The 17,771-nt window shown below is 58.6% G+C and carries 18 protein-coding genes and 2 pseudogenes; 15 read left to right on the forward strand and 5 right to left on the reverse strand.

From position 1 onward, the window contains the following. Positions 1-5: 5 nt before the first annotated feature. On the forward strand, positions 6-1,325 hold the full coding sequence (locus tag Q0601_RS22285) for an MFS transporter (RefSeq protein ID WP_305292179.1): 1,320 nt from the start codon (positions 6-8) through the stop codon (positions 1,323-1,325). A 277-nt stretch (positions 1,326-1,602) separates the two neighbouring features. Next, positions 1,603-1,869: a hypothetical protein gene (locus tag Q0601_RS22290; protein ID WP_305292180.1), complete on the forward strand. Its 267-nt coding sequence runs from the start codon at positions 1,603-1,605 to the stop codon at positions 1,867-1,869. Positions 1,870-2,534: 665 nt separating this feature from the next. On the opposite strand, the gene Q0601_RS22295 is transcribed toward Q0601_RS22290, so the two are convergent. Genes Q0601_RS22295 through Q0601_RS22305 form a run of 3 tightly spaced genes read right to left on the reverse strand, consistent with a single transcriptional unit; the run spans position 2,535 to position 4,917 of the window. Continuing rightward, the gene (locus tag Q0601_RS22295) at positions 2,535-3,794 is read right to left on the reverse strand and encodes a cyanate transporter (protein WP_305292181.1); all 1,260 of its coding nucleotides are present in this window, start codon (positions 3,792-3,794) and stop codon (positions 2,535-2,537) included. Continuing rightward, a complete protein-coding gene (locus Q0601_RS22300) occupies positions 3,757-4,230 on the reverse strand; it encodes a nucleoside deaminase (protein ID WP_305292182.1) in 474 nt (157 codons plus the stop codon). Before Q0601_RS22300 ends, Q0601_RS22295 begins: the two co-directional genes overlap by 38 nt. A gap of 15 nt (positions 4,231-4,245) precedes the next feature. After that, on the reverse strand, positions 4,246-4,917 hold the full coding sequence (locus tag Q0601_RS22305) for an ankyrin repeat domain-containing protein (RefSeq protein WP_305292183.1): 672 nt from the start codon (positions 4,915-4,917) through the stop codon (positions 4,246-4,248). A 159-nt stretch (positions 4,918-5,076) separates the two neighbouring features. On the opposite strand from Q0601_RS22305, the gene Q0601_RS22310 reads away from it, so the two are divergent. The 4 genes from Q0601_RS22310 (at position 5,077) to Q0601_RS22325 (ending at position 8,696) form a co-directional block, all read left to right on the forward strand. Continuing rightward, the gene (locus Q0601_RS22310; RefSeq protein WP_305292184.1) at positions 5,077-5,976 is read left to right on the forward strand and encodes a LysR family transcriptional regulator; all 900 of its coding nucleotides are present in this window, start codon (positions 5,077-5,079) and stop codon (positions 5,974-5,976) included. Continuing rightward, positions 5,973-7,508 carry a sensor histidine kinase gene (locus tag Q0601_RS22315; RefSeq protein WP_305292185.1) on the forward strand — a complete coding sequence of 512 codons (1,536 nt, stop codon included), beginning with the start codon at positions 5,973-5,975 and terminating at the stop codon, positions 7,506-7,508. Before Q0601_RS22310 ends, Q0601_RS22315 begins: the two co-directional genes overlap by 4 nt. After that, positions 7,505-8,113 carry a response regulator transcription factor gene (locus tag Q0601_RS22320; RefSeq protein ID WP_305292186.1) on the forward strand — a complete coding sequence of 203 codons (609 nt, stop codon included), beginning with the start codon at positions 7,505-7,507 and terminating at the stop codon, positions 8,111-8,113. Before Q0601_RS22315 ends, Q0601_RS22320 begins: the two co-directional genes overlap by 4 nt. A gap of 88 nt (positions 8,114-8,201) precedes the next feature. Then, the gene (locus Q0601_RS22325) at positions 8,202-8,696 is read left to right on the forward strand and encodes a GlcG/HbpS family heme-binding protein (protein ID WP_305292187.1); all 495 of its coding nucleotides are present in this window, start codon (positions 8,202-8,204) and stop codon (positions 8,694-8,696) included. A gap of 193 nt (positions 8,697-8,889) precedes the next feature. Here the strand turns inward: Q0601_RS22325 and Q0601_RS22330 are convergent, their stop codons facing one another. Then, positions 8,890-9,816, reverse strand: coding sequence for a LysR family transcriptional regulator (locus Q0601_RS22330; protein WP_305292188.1), 927 nt, complete (start codon positions 9,814-9,816; stop codon positions 8,890-8,892). A gap of 146 nt (positions 9,817-9,962) precedes the next feature. Here Q0601_RS22330 and Q0601_RS22335 point away from each other — a divergent pair, with 146 nt between their 5' ends. The 7 genes and pseudogenes from Q0601_RS22335 (at position 9,963) to Q0601_RS22365 (ending at position 16,001) form a co-directional block, all read left to right on the forward strand. After that, a complete protein-coding gene (locus Q0601_RS22335) occupies positions 9,963-10,787 on the forward strand; it encodes an aldo/keto reductase (RefSeq protein WP_305292189.1) in 825 nt (274 codons plus the stop codon). A 79-nt stretch (positions 10,788-10,866) separates the two neighbouring features. Then, positions 10,867-11,640, forward strand: coding sequence for an SDR family NAD(P)-dependent oxidoreductase (locus Q0601_RS22340; protein ID WP_305292190.1), 774 nt, complete (start codon positions 10,867-10,869; stop codon positions 11,638-11,640). 352 nt (positions 11,641-11,992) lie between these two features. Then, positions 11,993-12,596, forward strand: a pseudogene (locus tag Q0601_RS22345) (IS5 family transposase). A gap of 451 nt (positions 12,597-13,047) precedes the next feature. Then, complete coding sequence (locus Q0601_RS22350; RefSeq protein WP_305292191.1) at positions 13,048-13,878, forward strand: transporter substrate-binding domain-containing protein; 831 nt, start codon at positions 13,048-13,050, stop codon at positions 13,876-13,878. Between the two features lie 55 nt (positions 13,879-13,933). After that, entirely contained in the window at positions 13,934-14,599 is a 666-nt protein-coding gene (locus Q0601_RS22355) for an amino acid ABC transporter permease (protein ID WP_305292192.1), read from the forward strand. Further along, positions 14,599-15,339, forward strand: a complete 741-nt coding sequence (locus Q0601_RS22360; RefSeq protein ID WP_305292193.1) for an amino acid ABC transporter ATP-binding protein — start codon at positions 14,599-14,601, stop codon at positions 15,337-15,339. The genes Q0601_RS22355 and Q0601_RS22360 overlap by 1 nt, the downstream gene beginning before the upstream one ends. Beyond that, positions 15,336-16,001, forward strand: a complete 666-nt coding sequence (locus Q0601_RS22365) for an amino acid ABC transporter permease (RefSeq protein WP_305292194.1) — start codon at positions 15,336-15,338, stop codon at positions 15,999-16,001. Before Q0601_RS22360 ends, Q0601_RS22365 begins: the two co-directional genes overlap by 4 nt. Positions 16,002-16,071: 70 nt before the next feature. On the opposite strand, the pseudogene Q0601_RS22370 reads toward Q0601_RS22365, so the two are convergent. After that, a pseudogene (locus Q0601_RS22370) lies at positions 16,072-16,829 on the reverse strand (IS5 family transposase). Positions 16,830-16,969: 140 nt separating this feature from the next. Here Q0601_RS22370 and Q0601_RS22375 point away from each other — a divergent pair. Further along, positions 16,970-17,398 carry an IS110 family transposase gene (locus Q0601_RS22375; protein WP_305292195.1) on the forward strand — a complete coding sequence of 143 codons (429 nt, stop codon included), beginning with the start codon at positions 16,970-16,972 and terminating at the stop codon, positions 17,396-17,398. Positions 17,399-17,469: 71 nt separating this feature from the next. After that, positions 17,470-17,771 (forward strand): transposase (locus Q0601_RS22380; RefSeq protein WP_305292196.1); only part of this gene is annotated, 302 nt, incomplete at its 3' end.

Consider the following 17,771-nt stretch of genomic DNA (forward strand, 5'->3'; position numbering starts at 1 on the left):
TCGCCATGCTAACTATCCTCGCTGACCGCACCTACCGACACCTCTTCATGGCCCAAATCACTGCTCTTCTGGGCACCGGGCTCGCGACCGTCGCGCTCGGATTGCTGGCCTATGACCTGGCCGGAGACGGGGCCGCGATGGTGTTGGGAACCGTGTTCACCATCAAGATGGTTGCCTATGTCGGGATCGCGCCGATCGCGGGCGCTTTCGCCGAACGCGTAAACCGTCGCCGCCTTCTGGTGTCGCTTGATCTTGTGCGGGCAGTATCGGCGCTGGCACTACCTTTCGTGACCGAGATCTGGCAAGTCTATGTGCTGATCTTCCTGTTGCAATCGGCCTCGGCGGGGTTCACGCCGACCTTTCAGGCGACGATCCCGGATGTGCTACCCGAGGAGGATCGCTATACCCGTGCATTGTCGCTTTCGCGATTGGCCTATGATCTGGAGAACATCGTCAGTCCGACGCTCGCGGCGCTCTTGCTGGCGGTGATGAGCTACAACTCGTTGTTTCTGGGCACGGTCGCAGGGTTTCTCGGTTCTGCGCTGCTCGTTCTCTCTGTGCTGTTGCCAAGCCAGAAAGCACCCAAGCCACGCGGGATTTATGATCGGACCACACGTGGGATCCGCATTTACCTGGCAACCCCACGCCTGCGCGGCCTTCTGGCACTCAACCTCGCAGTATCGGCTGCGGGGGCCATGGTGCTGGTCAATTCCGTGGTCGCCGTGCGGGGGCTTCTGGGCCTCTCTGACAGCGCTCTTGCCTGGACGATGTTTGCCTTCGGTGCGGGTTCCATGATGGCCGCGCTCTTGCTACCCCGCTTGCTGGACAGGATTCCTGACCGCCCCGTCATGCTCGCGGGAGCGATGCTGATGGTTGTCACCCTACTTGGCCTAGCCGGGGTGACAGCAATCACAGGATTGCATTGGAACATGCTTCTCGCCACATGGTTTCTCGTCGGCCTCGGCTATTCGTCGGTGCTCACGCCCTCGGGGCGCCTGCTGCGCCGCTCTGCCCATCCGGAGGATCGGCCAGCGCTCTTCGCTGCGCAATTCGCCCTGAGCCATGCCTGTTGGCTGATTACCTACCCGCTCTCGGGTTGGCTGATGACGCAGTTCGGTATAATCCCGGCGCTGTTGGCACTTGCCGGCTTTTCCGGGATTGGCATCGCTATCAGCCGGGTGCAATGGCCCGCCAAGGAGAGCGGGGAGATCGAACATACCCATGAGAATCTACCGCTGGATCACCCGCATCTGAAAGGGTGCCGGACACATAGCCATGAGCTTGTGATTGACGACCTCCACCCCCGTTGGGCGAACCAGTTTTGATGGTCGAAAAAGTTGAAGCGGATGGCAACAAAGGGCTCGGAGCCGCCTTACGGCAATGCGGCGCTGTTTCCTGACCGGTCGATCCGGATTTGCGCCGGTTGAATGCCGGTAGGCAGCTCGAACTCGACATTCATGCCGATCGCAGTATGGCACAGAGCCCATTGCCCGAACGGGCGGCTATGCTGCCTCTCTCATGAACAGGCACTTGCGACCCGTTTGCCTTTCGGTGCGGGCTATGATTGATTGCGGCCGTTTGCGGAAAATGAAGGAACACGCCATGAACGAGAAAGTATTCCACCGACGAATTGCATGCACCTATCCGAGCGGAGAGAGCGTCTTCGTTGAAGAGCTCTTACCCAACCATGATACCCTCAATGCCGGCCCAGAATATAAATTGCTACCCAGCAACGAACCGGTCACCTGGGTAGAAGAGCGAAAAGTCTTCCAGATACTATCACGCCGCCTCGATATCAGCCCGAAGAACGAATTCTCTCCTGCACATCCAGAGAATGTGAAGGCCGGGCTGCGGCTGCTTTATGGATAATTCTTAAAAGCGCCTGTCACCATCGATATAACCACAGACATCCTCTGTCCGTCATGAGTTGATCGCGGCCGGTTGCTCAATGCATTCTGTTGTGTGTCGCGATCAGGAAGCGTCCTGAGAATTGCCTGGGGAGAAGCCAAGCCCAGCCGAATGTCAGGACGCTACCGAATTATGATATGAGAAAGCCTCGCTCCGAATGATCGGGGCGGGTGCTCGCTGCCGGTTGCGACTGGAAAAAACGTCGGTGCGACATAAATCGAGCTGACCCCTGAAGAGCGCCAAGAAATAACAACGGCATTCTCAGCCGCAGAGGGGGATTGCTACAGTGAAGTCGGGATGCGCGAATTACGAGGGTGAACGTTCCGGCCGCAACCTGGAGGTTTGGAGTAGCACGGATATCAACAGCATTCTCCGCCACGGCACTTTCTGGGCAGAGCGTCGGTTGAGTAAAGTGTGGTTGCAGGCGTTTTAGCTGGACCAGTTCGTCGTGTGGTAGCGGGTGGGGGTGACGTGTTCATGCGCCCCGTATAACCGCATGGATTCGCGAAATGAATCCTCTGTCATCAGAGCTGTGCAGCAACGCCGCGCAAATGCCCCGGAGCGTGCTGGTGTTTCTTGCTTTCGTCGTGCTGCAGCTGCAGCGGTTTCTCGAAGGCGGTGACCGATCAACCGTCATTAGCTGCCTGCGGTTGCCGTGGCAGGCTCATCGCCTCGGCATAGCCAGAGGGCGTTACGCGCCAGTAAAGCACCGTAACGATGATTACGCAGCACAGATGCAGCATCCAGCCGGCGGTGAAATCGCCAGTGAGCTGGTGAAGGACGGCAACGATCCATGGCGGCAGCGCAGCCAGCAGGAATCCGCCGCCCTGCATCAGGGCAGACAACGCACCAGCTTCGGCCGGGTCGGGCAGATGGTCCAGAGCTACGATCATTGACAGCGCGAAGCAGCCGCCCAGCCCGGCACCTAGAATGGAGACCCACATCAGCGGTGCAGTCTCCGGTCGCAGGATCAGTGCGATAAAGCCCACGAACTGCATGGCTAAGGTCAGCCATAGAAATGGTCTCCGATCTTCATGTCTGCTTGCCAGTACCGGCAGGAAAAGTGCTGCCCCCGCTTGTGCTACGGCCATCATTGCAAGCAGGCTGCCACTTGCTGCCGGGCTCCAGCCGAGATCGCGATAGAAGGGGGAAATCCATGCTACAGCAGTGGAATAACCGCCGTTAACAAGACCGAAACAAGCCATGAGTAGCCAGGTACGTGGTCGCCGGAGGAAAATGCATGCTCTGTTGCCACCATGGCTGCCCTGTTTTTCCTTAGGCAGGCCGCGCTTGAACAGTAGCAATGCCAGGGTGGCGGGTATGGCCATCCAGGCAAGCCCGACATGCCAATCGCCTGCTGCGGTCGCAATCAGCGGTGCCAATTGCGCCCCAACCGCACCGCCACCCATCAGCATGGCCGAATAAAGCCCCATCATCACGCCGACATGGGCCGGAAAATGCTTTTTGATGACGCCGGGAAACAGGGCTTGGACGACGGCTGCACCAAATCCCAGCAACGCGGCCGTGGCTATCATCTGCCAACCACTCGTTACGAACAGGCGCAGCAGCGAAGCCAGCGCCAGAACCGCAAGAGCTGCGATAATGGGGCCACGCGCCCCCAAACGCATCTGCAATGACGGACCGACAAAGGCCAGAATGCCCATCAAGAGCATGGGCACCAGCGTCAGCAGCGCAATGCCCTGCAACGCAAGACCGGTTTGTGCGGATATGTCTGCGGCCAGTGGGCCGACGCCGGTGATAAAGGGCCTGAGATTGAGGCCAACGAGCACGATGGCGGCAAGCAACGGCAGACGACTGGATTTGGGTGCGTGATTTTGTTTCAATTTATTATGCGCTACCCTTTTGAGCCTGTACCCATTGTGCATAGAGCGTCTGGCCGGTTTCATTCGGCAGTGGGACATGGCTGATTGCCATCGATTGCTCAGCAAAAGGACGTTTCAATTCGGCATATATTGCTGCGGTGGACAGGTCGAACGGTTCACCATCCTCGTTGGAATGAGCATAGGCGATCTTGCCAACTCCCGCGATCCGCATGGCGGCCAGACACATTGGGCAAGGATGGCCGCTGGCATAGACGGTGCTGCCCTTCAGTGCTGCGGCTCCGTGGGTGCGGGCGGCGCTGCGAATGGCCAGCAACTCGGCATGATCGGTGAGATCGTCGCTGAGATGAATCTCGTTGACACCGGTGGCGATCACCTTGCCATTATTCACGACCACGGCACCAAAGGGTCGACCGCCAGACTTGATATTGTCGCGTGCAAGCTCGACCGCCTGACGCAGAAAACGCTGTGCTTCATTCATCGCAACCTCCATGGTTTATCGGCCACCGGCAGCGACAAGGATTTGTTCGATATCGCGATAACCGGAGCGGCGGGCATGCTGAAGTGGGGTCACACCCTCGCCATCCGCCAGATTCACGTCGGCACCGGCCTTGACCAGCAATTCGACGATTTGCTGGTGCCGGCTGCCGTCATCGCCGAGAATGATCGCCTCCAGCAACGCGGTCCAGTGCAGATTATTGACGTGATTGATGTCCGAACCGGCTTCGATCAGGGTTTTCACCGTCTCGACATGACCACGCTCGGAAGCCGGAATCAGTGCGGTACCCCCATAGCGGTTGGTGCTTTTCAGATCAGCCCCATGCGCGAGAGTCATTTTGAGGATTTCCAGATGCCCTCTTGCTCCGGCATAGAGATAGGGGCTGTCATTGATGTCGTCCTTGGCGTTGACGTCGGCGCCGGCATCGATGAGGACACGCGCCGCATCAATCGCATTGGCATGGGTCGCGACAAGAAGGGCCGTGGCGCCTCTGCTGTCACGTGTGTCGATTTCCGCGCCTTCGGCCAAAAGCCGGCTGACGAGCGCTGCATCGTTTTTCCCGGCGGCGCTATGCAATTGCATTTTGTTCATGGCGTTTCCTGCGGTAACGAAAGGGGCTGCCATCAGGATCAGGCTGGCGGCTCCTGTAAGGATCGTGCGGCGAAGCATGTAGGACTCCCGATCGGATGAGATGATGGCCTGATTGTGGCATGCATGCGGTTCAGGCCCACTGCGTCTAGATAGGCAGGAAAATGGACATTTAAAAATTAAATATTAATATGGGTCATATTATGTTTGTGAATGACCATCAGATTACGAGTGAAGAACATGCTGGACCCACGGTTGCTGCGCGCCTTTACCGCGATCATCGATACCGGAAGCTTCACCCTTGCTGCCGAGCGATTGCACCTGACCCAATCTACCATCAGCCAGCAGATCGGCCGGCTTGAGGACGCTGTGGGCTCCGTTCTTATCGAACGTTCGGCGCGGCCTCTCGGGCCGACGACCACCGGCGAGCGGTTGTTGGGTTATGCCCGCAGATTGCTCGCCCTTCAGCAGGAAGCGGAAGCCGCCCTTGGCGATCCGGCCGGTACCACCTCAATCCGCATCGGCATGGCCGAAGATATTGTCGATGCGGCGATGGCCAGGACATTCAGCAATTTCGCCCGCCGTCACCGCGAGATCCGGCTTGATGTTACCGCCGGGCTTAGCCGCGAACTCATGAAGCGCTATCGCGATGGTGAGTTCGACATCGTCATCGTCAAGGAAAACGAACCGGACCCGGATTGCCGGGCGACCTTTGCCGAGCCGCTCGCCTGGTTCGAGAGTGCGGATACACCGGTGGATATCCATATGGCGGGGTCGCGCGCCGACCCGATCCCACTTGTCGCTTTTCCTCTGGGCGGGCTTTATCGTGAGGCCATGTTCGCACGTGTCGAATGTGAAGACCGCCGCTGGTATGTTGCCTGCGCAGCCAGCAGCCTGCACAATGTACTGGTTGCCGTGGAAGCCGGGCTTGGGATTTCCCTGCTGCCGGTCAGGGCCACGGGGGATTATCGCGTGCGACCCTATGCTCCCTTCGGCGTCGAAACGGCCATGGCTGTCACACTTTACTCATGGGAGAGCGCGGGGGTGGTGTCTGAACTGGTGGACTCCATGCAGGCCGTTCTTGCCGCCAGAGCCGCGCAATTTCCGCCCCACACGGAAATGGTGGAAGCGCGTTCATGACCGGCGGCAAACCGATCCTGGAAAACCCTCCGCGGCTAATCGCTGCTGGTGTGCTGTTGCTCTTGTGCGCGGCCGGTATTCTAGCGATGGCCGAGCGCGCCTCACTGGTCGCCGAACTGGAACAGGAAAGCATTGTTCTGCATCGTCTGGCGTCGCAGCGGGCCGATCAGCATGATGCCCATATGACAGCCCTGTCGGCGATCGCGGTGGCGGCAGATGGCGCGCGCGATGATCTCTTTCTTGATGTCGCCGCGACCATCTCGCGCTTTTATCCGCGTATCGATGAAGTACAGCTTGTTTCCCTCTTTGATCCAGCGAAGAGCATCGGCACGGAAAGGCTAGAGCCGGAACTGGCGGAAACGATCCGTGCCGCGGTAAAGGAATCCGATGGCAGCATCGCCCTGTTGCCGCATCCCGGCAAGCGGCGTCATTATATCTTGGTCAAGCGCAGCCCCAATTCGGAAGTCGCGCGCTATGGGTTGATGCTGGGGATCGATGCCCAAAGGCTGCTGGACGATGCGGGGCAGTTCTGGCAACGGCCCGGCGCCGCGCCGGATCTTTCCCTGCCCGGCGGAGAAAAGCTGATCGCCCATGACGGCGGGCCGCAGACAATCCGCTTTTCAAAGCCGCTTGGCAGCGCCTCGCAACCACTCCTTCTCCAGACGGGAATGGAGATCGGATTGGTGGACCTGTTCCCACCCGCCAAGACGGCGCTGGTGCTGCTGGCGGCAGCACTTGCCTATATCGCAGCACTCATCATGCTGCGTCAGCGGCTGCGAACCCGTCGGGCATTGGAGCAGGCGCGGCTCAGTGCGCTGGATTCGCGCCTTGCCCACGCGTCACGCGTCAATGCGCTGGGTGAGATGGCAAGCGGTCTAGCCCATGAATTGACGCAGCCGCTGACCGCCATTCTCGCGCAGGCGCAGGCCGGGCGACGATTGCTATCACGCCACGATATGGCTGCCCTTGCGCCGACTCTCGAAGATACGGTGACACAGGCGCGCCGGGCATCCGCCATGCTGGAGCGGTTCCGCAACTGGTCGCGGCCGCGACATGGGTCGGTATCGGCTTTCGATTTACGCGAGGCCGTTGCCAATGTGCGTGCCCTGCTGGAGCCGCAGGCAGTGCGGCAGGGCGTTCAGCTTGCTTTTGACGTGCCGGAAATGCCGGTGCCGGTCGCCGCCGATTCCGTCGAGATGGAACAGGTCATTTTCAATCTCTGCCGCAACGCCATCGAGGCGGCAGACAGTACAGACCGCACGGGCCGGGTTTCCGTTCGCCTGCGGCAGGACGCGGCCCGTACGATACTTGAGGTCGCCGATAACGGTCCCGGTGTACCGGAGGAATTGCGTCCGCGCCTGTTCACACCCTTCACCACCACCCGTCCCGATGGTACCGGGCTTGGGCTTGCGCTCAGCCAGCGGCTGGTGGAACGCGCCGGTGGAGAAATCGCGCTGGCCGATAGCTATGAGGGGGCGACCTTCCGGGTCGTGTTGCCGCACAGGTCGCAACCGATGGAGGTATACCGTTGATCCATCCTGTTTATCTCGTGGATGATGACGAAGCTGTGCGCAAGGCGCTTGCCCTGCTTTTGTCGACTGTCGGCATTACGGCGACGGGCTTTGCCGATCCGCAGAGCTTTCTGGCCCAGGTACCAAAACTTCCTCCCGGCTGTCTGATCCTCGATATCCGCATGCCGGCCATCTCCGGCCTTAAATTACAGGAGCGGCTGACAGAACAGGGCATCGACTGGCCTACCATTGTCATTTCCGGTCATGGCGATATCCAGGCCTGCCGACTTGCCTTTCGCAATGGGGCGGTCGATTTCCTGTCCAAGCCGGTCGATGAACAGGATCTGATCGACGCCATCCAACGGGCACAGGACGTGCTGGGGCGCGCGCTTGACCGCAGTGCTGAAAAGGCGGAAACGCTGGCACTGCTCGCAGCGCTTACGCCACGTGAACACGAGGTGCTGGACCGTATCGCCGGAGGTTTCACCACCCGTCAGATTGCGAAAGGGCTGGGCTTGTCGCCACGCACCGTGGAAAGCCACCGCGCCGCAATCGGTGCAAAACTTGGCACCACCTCGCAGGCCGAGATGACGCGCATCTGGCTTGAGGGACGCGAAACTCCGTAGAATTACGGATATGGACCGCAAGGCCTACGGATAGCAGCGGAATGAGGGGGCGGTTACATGAGGGCCGTCAATAGAAAAGGAACCCATGATGATCCGCACTCTCGCTCTCGCTTTCGCTTCCGTGCTTCTGGCCCCGTTCGCCGCTTCCGCGCAGGACCTGCCGGCGGCTCCTTATCTTCCGCTTGAACTGGCCACGCAGGCCGCCGACGCCGCGCTGAAGGCTTGTGTTGCCGAAGGCCATAATGTCAGCGTTGCCATCGTGGCGCGTGACGGAGCGACCAAAGTGCTGTTAAAGGCTGATAATTCTGGCCCGCACACCGCCTCCAGCGCTACCGGCAAGGCTTTCACCTCCGCAGCCATGGGTCGTGACACGGCTGGCCTGGCAGAGTTTATTGCCTCCAAGCCCGCCAATGACGGTCTGCGCGACATGGACCACCGCATGGTCATTCAGGGCGGTGGGTTGCCGATCAAGTTCGAGAATGCGCTGGTTGGCGGCATCGGCGTGGGCGGCGCGCCCTCTGGCGATATCGACGCCAGTTGCGCAGTCGCGGGCCTGAAGGCTATCGGGGCTGCCACTGAATAAGTTTCTGAAAACAGCGAAACGGCCCGCTTCTGTGCGGGCCGTTTCCGTTCCAGGACAACGCCTGATACGTCCCGTCGAGACCATGTCTGCGAGACTTCCCGCCGTCAGGAAACGCGGCTGCGCAAGAGCACGTTGGGGTGGGTCGATCATTTTTCATCGTATTCCCATATATATCGAAACGATCTCGGATTGCTTATTCGCTATCTATTCCAGCTGTGTCGTTAGCGAGGAATCCTTGAAGCCGCGGTACGACAAAATCGAGGAAGGCACGCACGCGTTGCGGCATTCCGGAACCCCCGAGAAAGACCGCATGAATCTCCTCCTCATCGGGTTCGATCACATTGGCGAGTACTTCCACCAGCCGGCCGGCAGCAAGATCGGCACGCACGTGATAGTCGCCCATGCGGGCAAGCCCGACACCCGCAAGCGCCATGCGCCGCACCGTCTCGCCGTTGTTGGCAACGAGAGAACCGTTCACCGCGCGGTCGACAATTCGACCGCTTTCCCTGAGCGGCCAGACGGGGGCTGCGCGACGGAAATTGAAGCCCAGGCAATTGTGGCGCGAAAGATCCTCGATCCTGCGCGGCGTACCGCGACGGCCAAGATAGGAAGGCGAAGCGACAATCTTGCGCTGCGCCACACCGAGCCGCCGCGCCATCATGCCGGAATCGGGCAGTGTTCCGACCCGGAACGCAATGTCGGTGCGGTCGAGGTAAAGATCGACAACCTCATCCGACAACGACAGATCGATGACGATATTAGGATAGGCGCGCCAGAATTCGGGCAAAAGCGGCTCCAGCCCCAGAACCCCGAAAGCAACCGAGGCATTGACCCGCACCGTGCCACCCGTGGCCGCAGCACCATGGGAGAGTTCCTGCTCGATCAGTTCGAGTTCCTTCAGAACCGCCTGACTACGCTCATAATAGATCTGTCCTTCCGCAGTCAGGGAGAGCCGGCGGGTGGAACGTTCGATGAGGCGCACGCCCAACCGCGCTTCCACGCGCGAGATCAGCTTGCTCACTGTCGATGGCGTCATCCGCATGAGGCGTGCCGCTTCGGAAAAGCTGCCTGTTTCCACCACGCGCAGGAATATCTGCATTTCTCCGGTTCGGTTATCCATTCCAACCTTACCTATGATTTCGTTTCACAGATGATGTGGATCATGGGCCGATTATCAAGCTCCGTGAAGCGCTTTATTTATTCGCGCATAGCACTTGGCCCCAGCACAGCGCTGGCCGCCGGATCACTTCAGAAGGAGTTTTATCGATGCAAACCGTAACCGCGCATGGCACGACCATCCCCGCCCTCGGCTTCGGCGTATTCCGCATGGCCGACGCGGAAGTGGAACGCGTGATCCCCGCTGCTCTCGAAGCCGGATTCCGCCATTTCGACACCGCGCAAATCTATGAGAACGAAGCCGCGCTCGGCCGCGCGCTTCAGGCTGCCGGTGCGCGCCGCGACGAGTTGTTCCTCACCACCAAAGTTTGGGTGGATAATTACAGCGATGACAGGTTCGCCCCCTCGGTGGATGAAAGCCTCGACAGGCTGAGGGTCGATCAGGTCGATTTGCTTCTCCTGCACTGGCCCGCCGACAAGGTACCGGTCGCGGAACAAATCGAGATGCTGAATGCAGTCAGGGCTTCCGGAAAGACCCGTTTCATCGGTGTCTCCAACCAGAATATCGCCCAGATGCAGGAATCGATCGAGCATTCCGGCGTGCCTATTGTCACCAACCAAATCGAACTGCACCCTTATCTTCCCCAGCACAGGCTGAGTGCCGCGGCAAAGGAGAATGGCGTAGCCGTCACTGCCTATTACAGCATGGCAGATGGCGCCGTTCCGCAGGATAAGATGTTGCAGCAGATCGGGGCAAAATATGGCAAGAGCGCTGCGCAGGTGGGCCTGCGCTGGCTGGTGCAGCAAGGTTATATTGCTCTCTCCAAGACGGCGAATCCGGCGCGTGTTGCCGAGAATATCGCGATTTTCGATTTCACGCTTGATGACGGTGACATGATTGCCATTGCCAATCTCGCACAGCCAGACGGACGGCTCGTCAATCCGCCCAGCCTTGCCCCGGCCTGGGACGTTTAAGAAGCAAGGCACGACTGAGAATAAGGAACCACGTGGCCCAGCCGGAGACGGCGCGCCCGCATTTCAAGGAGGCAATCACATGGACTTGCAACTTAACGGAAAAACCGCACTTGTCACCGGCGCCACCGCTGGCATAGGCTTTGCCATAGCCGAACGGCTCGCTGCCGAAGGCGCGCAGGTGACGATCTGCGGTCGCAACCAGCAGAAACTCGATGCCGCCGCACAGCGGATCGGGGCGCACGGAATTCTCGCGGACCCGGCAACGACCGAAGGCGCAGCGGCACTCGTCAAAGCCCTGCCTTCGGTCGATATCCTCATCAACAATCTCGGGATTTACGAATCCAAGCCCTTTGCCGAGATCACCGACGACGACTGGCGCCGGTTCTATGAGGTGAATGTCCTTTCGGGCGCCAGACTTGCGCGTGCCTATTTTCCCGGCATGATGGGGCGCAACTGGGGCCGTATCATCTTCATCGCCAGTGATTCCGCGCTTATCGTGCCACCGGACATGATCCATTACGGCATGACGAAGACCGCGCAGCTTGCCATGTCGCGCGGCCTTGCCGCAGCCAGCAAGGGCACACGGGTCACGGTGAATTCCGTACTTCCCGGGACCACCCGCTCGGAAGGCATCGCGGACTTCCTCAAGAGCGTGGCAGAAGACCCGCAAGCACCTGCCGAGGAGATCGAACGCGCCTTTTTTGCCCGGGAAAGACCGACTTCTCTGATCCAGCGTATGATCGAACCGGAGGAGATCGCCACGCTGGTTGCCTATGTGGCAAGCCCGCTGTCCGCCGCCACGAACGGTGCGGCGCTGCGTGTCGATGGCGGTATTACGCCGACGATCGTGTGAGCGGAACAGAAATGGTCCATGTCACTGCGGCTTCAAACTACAGTCAGTGACATGGACAACATTCGGGCCGTCCCGTTGGCCGGTTCCTTCCCCTTGGCAGACATCTCGCGGAGAAGCCGCTTCGGCTGCATGATACTTTCAGCGATAAATCAGACGGATTTCGCCTTGTTGATCGGACCATTGATGAAATCCATCCCATACTTGGGATGAAGGCGATCAGGCGCCGCGATTCTTGGACGAAGATATCTTGGCTCCATCCTTATAAGTTTCTGTTGGATGCCAGCGTGCTGAATGCTTCACGCTGGTCATGAGCATACGAGATAAGCGATATTTCTGACTGAGCGCGCAACAGATGCGGCGATTTCGGCCTTTCTTTCCCAAGGTGCGAGGCCGAGCGCGATCCGACGACTGCAAGGTGCTGGGCGGGATCATCTACGTCAAGCGATATGGGCTGCGATGGCAGGATGCACCTACTGTCTACAGCCCGACAAAGCCCTGTATGACCGGTTTGCCCGTTGGTTCCGGATGAGCATCTTCGCGCGAATATTCCGGGAACTGGCGCAACCAGGCAGCCAAGGCGATACTCTGATGACGGACAGCACCTTCATGAAGGCGCATCGCAGCCAGCTTTCAAAAAAAGGATCGTCCGCGGGCGATCGGGCGCACGAAGGGTGGCCTGAACTCCAGGCTGCACATACTCAGCGACGGCAAAGGGGGCGAGTTGGACTTCTTTCTCTTCCCCGGCCAAATGGCTGACAGCCGCGGTGCTCTTGTCCTGCTTCGGAACTTTCCGAGTGCGAAGCGCTTCCTGGGCGGCGATACATACGCCGCAACCGGATCGAGATCATGTTCGGCGGGCTCAAGGACTGGCGACGCATCGCGATACGCTACGACAGATGTCCAAGATCTTCTCATCCGCCATCATTCTGGCCGCGATCATCATCTTCTGGGTATGAAAATGAACGAGTCCAGACTCTAGTCGCCAGATCCGTTAGTTTTCATAGTCAAAAGACTACAGTTAATGCGAGCGCGGCGGAAAAGGAACAAAGCCATCATCGCAGGAAAAGCTGTGCGCGGACGGCACCTCTCGGGTACGCAGATTCGATCGTTCCCGGTTGGTGCGAGGATCGGTGCGACAACTGCCGCGGCACTGGATGCTCTGCGAGCGCCTTTGACCAACTAAACGATCGGAAGCGGGTGGTTCATCGCCCAACGCATTCACACTGAGTCCCGCTCCGCCCTCACTCAGCCCGCCACAATGCTGCATGCCGAGCACGACTTTGAGTGAGGGCATTGTTTGTCCTCCTCGAATGACTGTCGTGTCAGACACGTACTCGGCTCCTGCCTTGTAACGCTACGTTAACTATGCTTCGGTTGTTGCTGAATTAGTCCAGCAGAGAGAGAAAAATGCACCGTATAGCATATGTTACGTCGCCTCTTATCGCCGCCGCCGTTTTCGGAGCAACATCCGCTTTTGCGCAAGAGATCTATACCGCCGGTGTCGAGGCCTCGTTTCCTCCTTGGGCCTATGTCGAGGAAGGAGAATATAAGGGCATCGCCATCGATGCGATGCGTGCCATTGCCGAAGATCAGGGTATTCAGGTGGAATTCACGGATTTGCCCTGGCCATCACTTATCCCGGCACTTGCACAGGGCCGGATCGACATACTTGTCACCGGCCTCAACATCACCGAGGAGCGGGCCGAGGTGCTTGATTTCACCATTCCTTGGTGGGAAAACGACGACGAGGTTCTCGTTCCCGCTGGTTCTGACAAGAATGTAGTTACGGCACTTTGTTGCGGTGCGACCGTCGGTGCACAAAACGGTGCAACCCAATTCAACTGGCTAGAAAGCGAACTGGCCGAGAATGATGATGTCGGACTGACCATACGCGGCTATGAGGATTACGTTGTCGCGATTGAAGACCTGTTGGCCGGGCGGCTTGACTCGGTGGTCACGTCTACCGACACGGCAGAGGAGTTTATCGCCAATGGCCGCGATGTGAAAATCGTCGGGACCATCCAGATGAACCAGCCGCAGGCGCTGGCTGTTAAAAAAGGCGACCCGAAGGATCTGCTGGCGATCCTCAACAAGGGGATCATGAATATCTATGAATCAGGCGAATGGGCCAAAATCGTTCAGGAATATGCTCCCGGTGCAACCATCCGAGATATTCCGACCACTATGCCCGATTATGTGGACGCCTATCAGCAGCCGATTCCGGGCTATGAGGAGTAATCGATCGCGCCTCTGCGCCAGTGGCTGACGCGGAGGCCGGCCATCGAGGGATAACATGATCCTAGAAACCATCATCAACCACCTTCCCTATCTTTTCGGGGGGTTATGGGTAGCCCTTCAGCTTCTGACCGCGCTTCTCGCTATGGGTTTCGTTCTGGGCCTGCTGCTGGCGCTGGCCGAAGTCTATGGGCATTGGACTCTGCGCTGGTTCGGATTTGCTTTCGAACGGGTGTTTCGCGGCATTCCGGAACTGGTCCTGCTGCTTCTGTTCTTCTACGGCATCGGGGAATTCTACGCGATAGAACCATTCCCTGCCGCGGTTCTTGCCCTTGGGCTCAAGTCGACTGCTTACCAGTCGCAGATCTTCCGCGGCGTGATCCAGGGCGTACCACGCGGACAAATGTCAGCGGCGCGCGCCATCGGAATGTCAAAGGTTCAGGCGGTAAGGTACATCGTGCTGCCGCAGGCGTTGCGGCAGGCAATTGGCCCCTGGACGAACGAATTTTCCGGCGAACTCAAGGCCACGTCACTTGCCTATGTTATCGGCGTCGTCGAGCTGACACGGCAGGGGCGCTACATCATTTCGAGCACTCAGGGGAATATCCTCGTGGTCTTCGCCGTTGTCGCCTTGCTTTATTTCGTCGTCAACTGGCTCGGGAACCGGGTCCTTTACAGGGCCGAGGAGGTCTTTGCGATCCCGGGTTATGGAGAGAAAAGCTGATGCCTGCACTTCTCGAAGTGGAAAACATCAAGAAAAATTACGGCGAAACCGAAGTTCTGAAGGGGGTTTCGCTGTCACTCAACCAAGGCGAGACGAAGGTCATCATGGGCTCTTCGGGCACGGGGAAATCAACCTTGCTTCGCTGTATCAATCGTCTGGCACCGGCGGATGAGGGTCACATTCGGCTTCGCGGCGAAGAGGTTCTGGATCGTAACATTGACGCCATGCGCCAGCGCATTGCCTTCGTGTTCCAGGACTTCAACCTTTTCCTCCATCTCAACGCCCGTGACAATATCGCTATCGGGTTGCGAAAGCTGAAACGTATGTCGAAGGCGGATGCATATCGTCAGGCGGAAGAAGAACTTGAGCGAGTCGGTCTGACCGCTCAGGCTGGTTCTTATCCCGCGCAATTGTCGGGTGGGCAGCAACAACGGGTTTCTATCGCCCGCGCCTTGGCGATGCAGCCTGAAGTGCTGCTTTTCGACGAGCCTACCTCGGCGCTTGATCCCGAACTGACCGGCGAGGTCGTCGCGGTCATGCAGAAACTTGCCAGCGCCGGCATGACGATGCTGGTCGTCAGTCACGAGGTCGGTTTCGCGCGGCGGGCCGCCGACAGCATTATCTATATGGACAGGGGAAACATCCTCGAAGAGGCATCCCCGGCGGATTTCTTCACCAATCCCCGGCACGAGCGCACGCAACGCTTTCTGAAAATTATCGAGGAAGGGGGCGAGACGTGACGGATTTCTTCGCCTTCGCCGCCGAGGCCCTGCCGAAGATTCTTCAGGCGCTTCCCGTGACGTTGGGGCTATGGGTTCTCGCCATGCTGCTTGGTTTCATGCTGGGCCTTGTCCTGGCCACCGGGCGGCTTTACGGCAATCGCGTCGCCTATGGGCTTGCAACTGGCTATATCGAGATTTTTCGCGGCACACCGATGCTTGTTCAGATGTTCTTCATCTATCTTGGCCTGCCAGAGATCGGGATCGTGCTGGATCCGTTCATGGCCGCATTCATCGCCATCGGCCTTAATTCCGCCGCCTATCAGGCCGAGTATTTCCGCGGTGCTGTCCGTTCTGTACCGCCGGGGCAAATGGCCGCCGCGCGGGCCATCGGCATGAGCCAGCTTGCGGGATTCCGCTATATCCTGTTGCCTCAGGCCCTGCGCCGCGTTATTCCACAATGGTCGAACGAAGCTATTATCGAGTTGAAATACACTTCTATTGCTTATGCCATAGGGGTGGTTGAAATTACTTCGCAGGCCGAGAAAATCGGCTACACAACGTTCAAATTTTTTGATGTTTTTTTGCTACTCGCGATCATCTATGTCGTGCTGACCGGGATTGTGGCGCAGCTTCTCCATGTTCTGGAAAACGCCACCGCGATACCGGGCGTCAACAGATAGACCATGCTTATACGGAATGTCTGGATTTCCTGAGGGCTCGATAGGCTCTAAGGTTTGGACTCGTTCATTTTCATACCCAGAAGATGATAGTCGCGGCGAGTGCGATGGCGGATAAGAAGACCTTGGGACATCTGTTGTAGCGTGTTGCAATGCGCCGCCAGTCCTTGAGCCTGCCGAACATGATCTCGATGCGGTTGCGGCGTTTGTAGCGGCGCTTGTCGTATTTGACTTTCTTCCCGCGTGATTTCCGGCCAGGGATGCAAGCGCGTATACCTCTGTCTTTCAAGAATTCCCTGAACCAGTCGGCATCATATCCCCGATCTCCAAGAAGCTATTCGACCTTCGGCAAGTTGCTCAGGAGTACGGCAGCACCTTTGTAATCACTGACCTGTCCTGCGGTGATGAAGAAGTGGACCGGACGGCCCTGACTGTCGCAGACGGCATGCAGTTTGGTATTCATGCCGCCCTTGGTCCTGCCGATCAGGCGTCCACGCCCCCTTTTTTAACGCCCATGCTGGTCGCTGTGCGATGCGCCTTGAGGTATGTCGCATCGATCATCACCGTCTTCTCCTCGCCGGTCTCGGCAGTCAGGCCGATCATGATTTGTGCGAAGATGCCTTTCTCGCTCCATCGCTTCCAGCGATTGTATAATGTTTTGTGAGGACCGTATTCCTTCGGCGCGTCTCGCCAACGCAATCTATTGCGATTGATGAAGTTTATTCCACTCAGAACGTACCGGTCATCAACGCGCGGCTTACCGTGAGACTTCGGAAAGTAAGGTTCAAGACGCGCCATCTGCGCGCTACTCAACCAGAAAAGATCGCTCATATCACCGCCCAATTTTTTGAGCGATGAATCACGAGAGGTGGCCAAAATCAATGGGTCATCGTGTAATTGCGGCTGCTTCCCTCGGGCCTCGGTTGAGGCGCACATTTCTGGTTGTCGAATCCTGAAGGAAGGAAGCAGCCATGAAACACTATGCCGGATTGGACCTGTCGATGGAAACCACGCAGGTCTGCATCGTTGACGAGAATGGGCAAAAGCTCGTGTCAGAGAAGGTCGAGAGCTCCCCGGAGGTGCTGGCCTCGATGCTTGAGCACCATGGTCCGATCGAGCGGGCGGTGGTTGAGACGGGTCGGATGTCGCCGGCGATCTGCCTGGGCTTGCGTGAACTGGGTGTTCCGGTTGTGTGCATCGATGCCCGACAGGCGCATCAGAGCCTGAAGGCGATGAAAGCGAACAAGACCGACCCGCACGATGCTGCGGGCTGGCACAACTGGCCCGGACAGGCTTCTACAAGGAGGTCCATGTCAAATCCCCGGCAGCGCATGGGGTGCGTAGCGTCATCACCGCACGTGCTCATCTTGTCGAAGCACGCGTCCGGCTCGACAACCTGATCCGCGGTATGTGCGCCACGTTTGGCTATCGCCCTGGTCCCGGGCAGGGAAAGGCGTTTCTCAAGAGGATCATGCAAGCGGCACACATCCCAGGTCTCGGCGAAGCCATCAGCTCCTTACTGTCAGTACGTGCCGAGTTGGTCGAACAGATCAAGGAAATGGACCGCCGTTTGCGCATCATCGCCAGTCAGTCACAGGCCTGTGAAATTCTCATGAGCATCCCGGGCGTTGGTGTGCAGACATCTGCGGCCTTTGCGGCGGCAGTCGATGAGGCCGGGCGCTTCCGACAATCACGAAATGCAGGGGCGTATTTCGGCCTGGTGCCCCGACGTCATCAGTCGGGTGAGGTCGACTGGACCGGCGGGATCACCAA

The sequence above is a fragment of the Paracoccus wurundjeri genome (genome assembly GCF_030678915.1).
Taxonomy (GTDB): Bacteria; Pseudomonadota; Alphaproteobacteria; order Rhodobacterales; family Rhodobacteraceae; genus Paracoccus; species Paracoccus onubensis_A.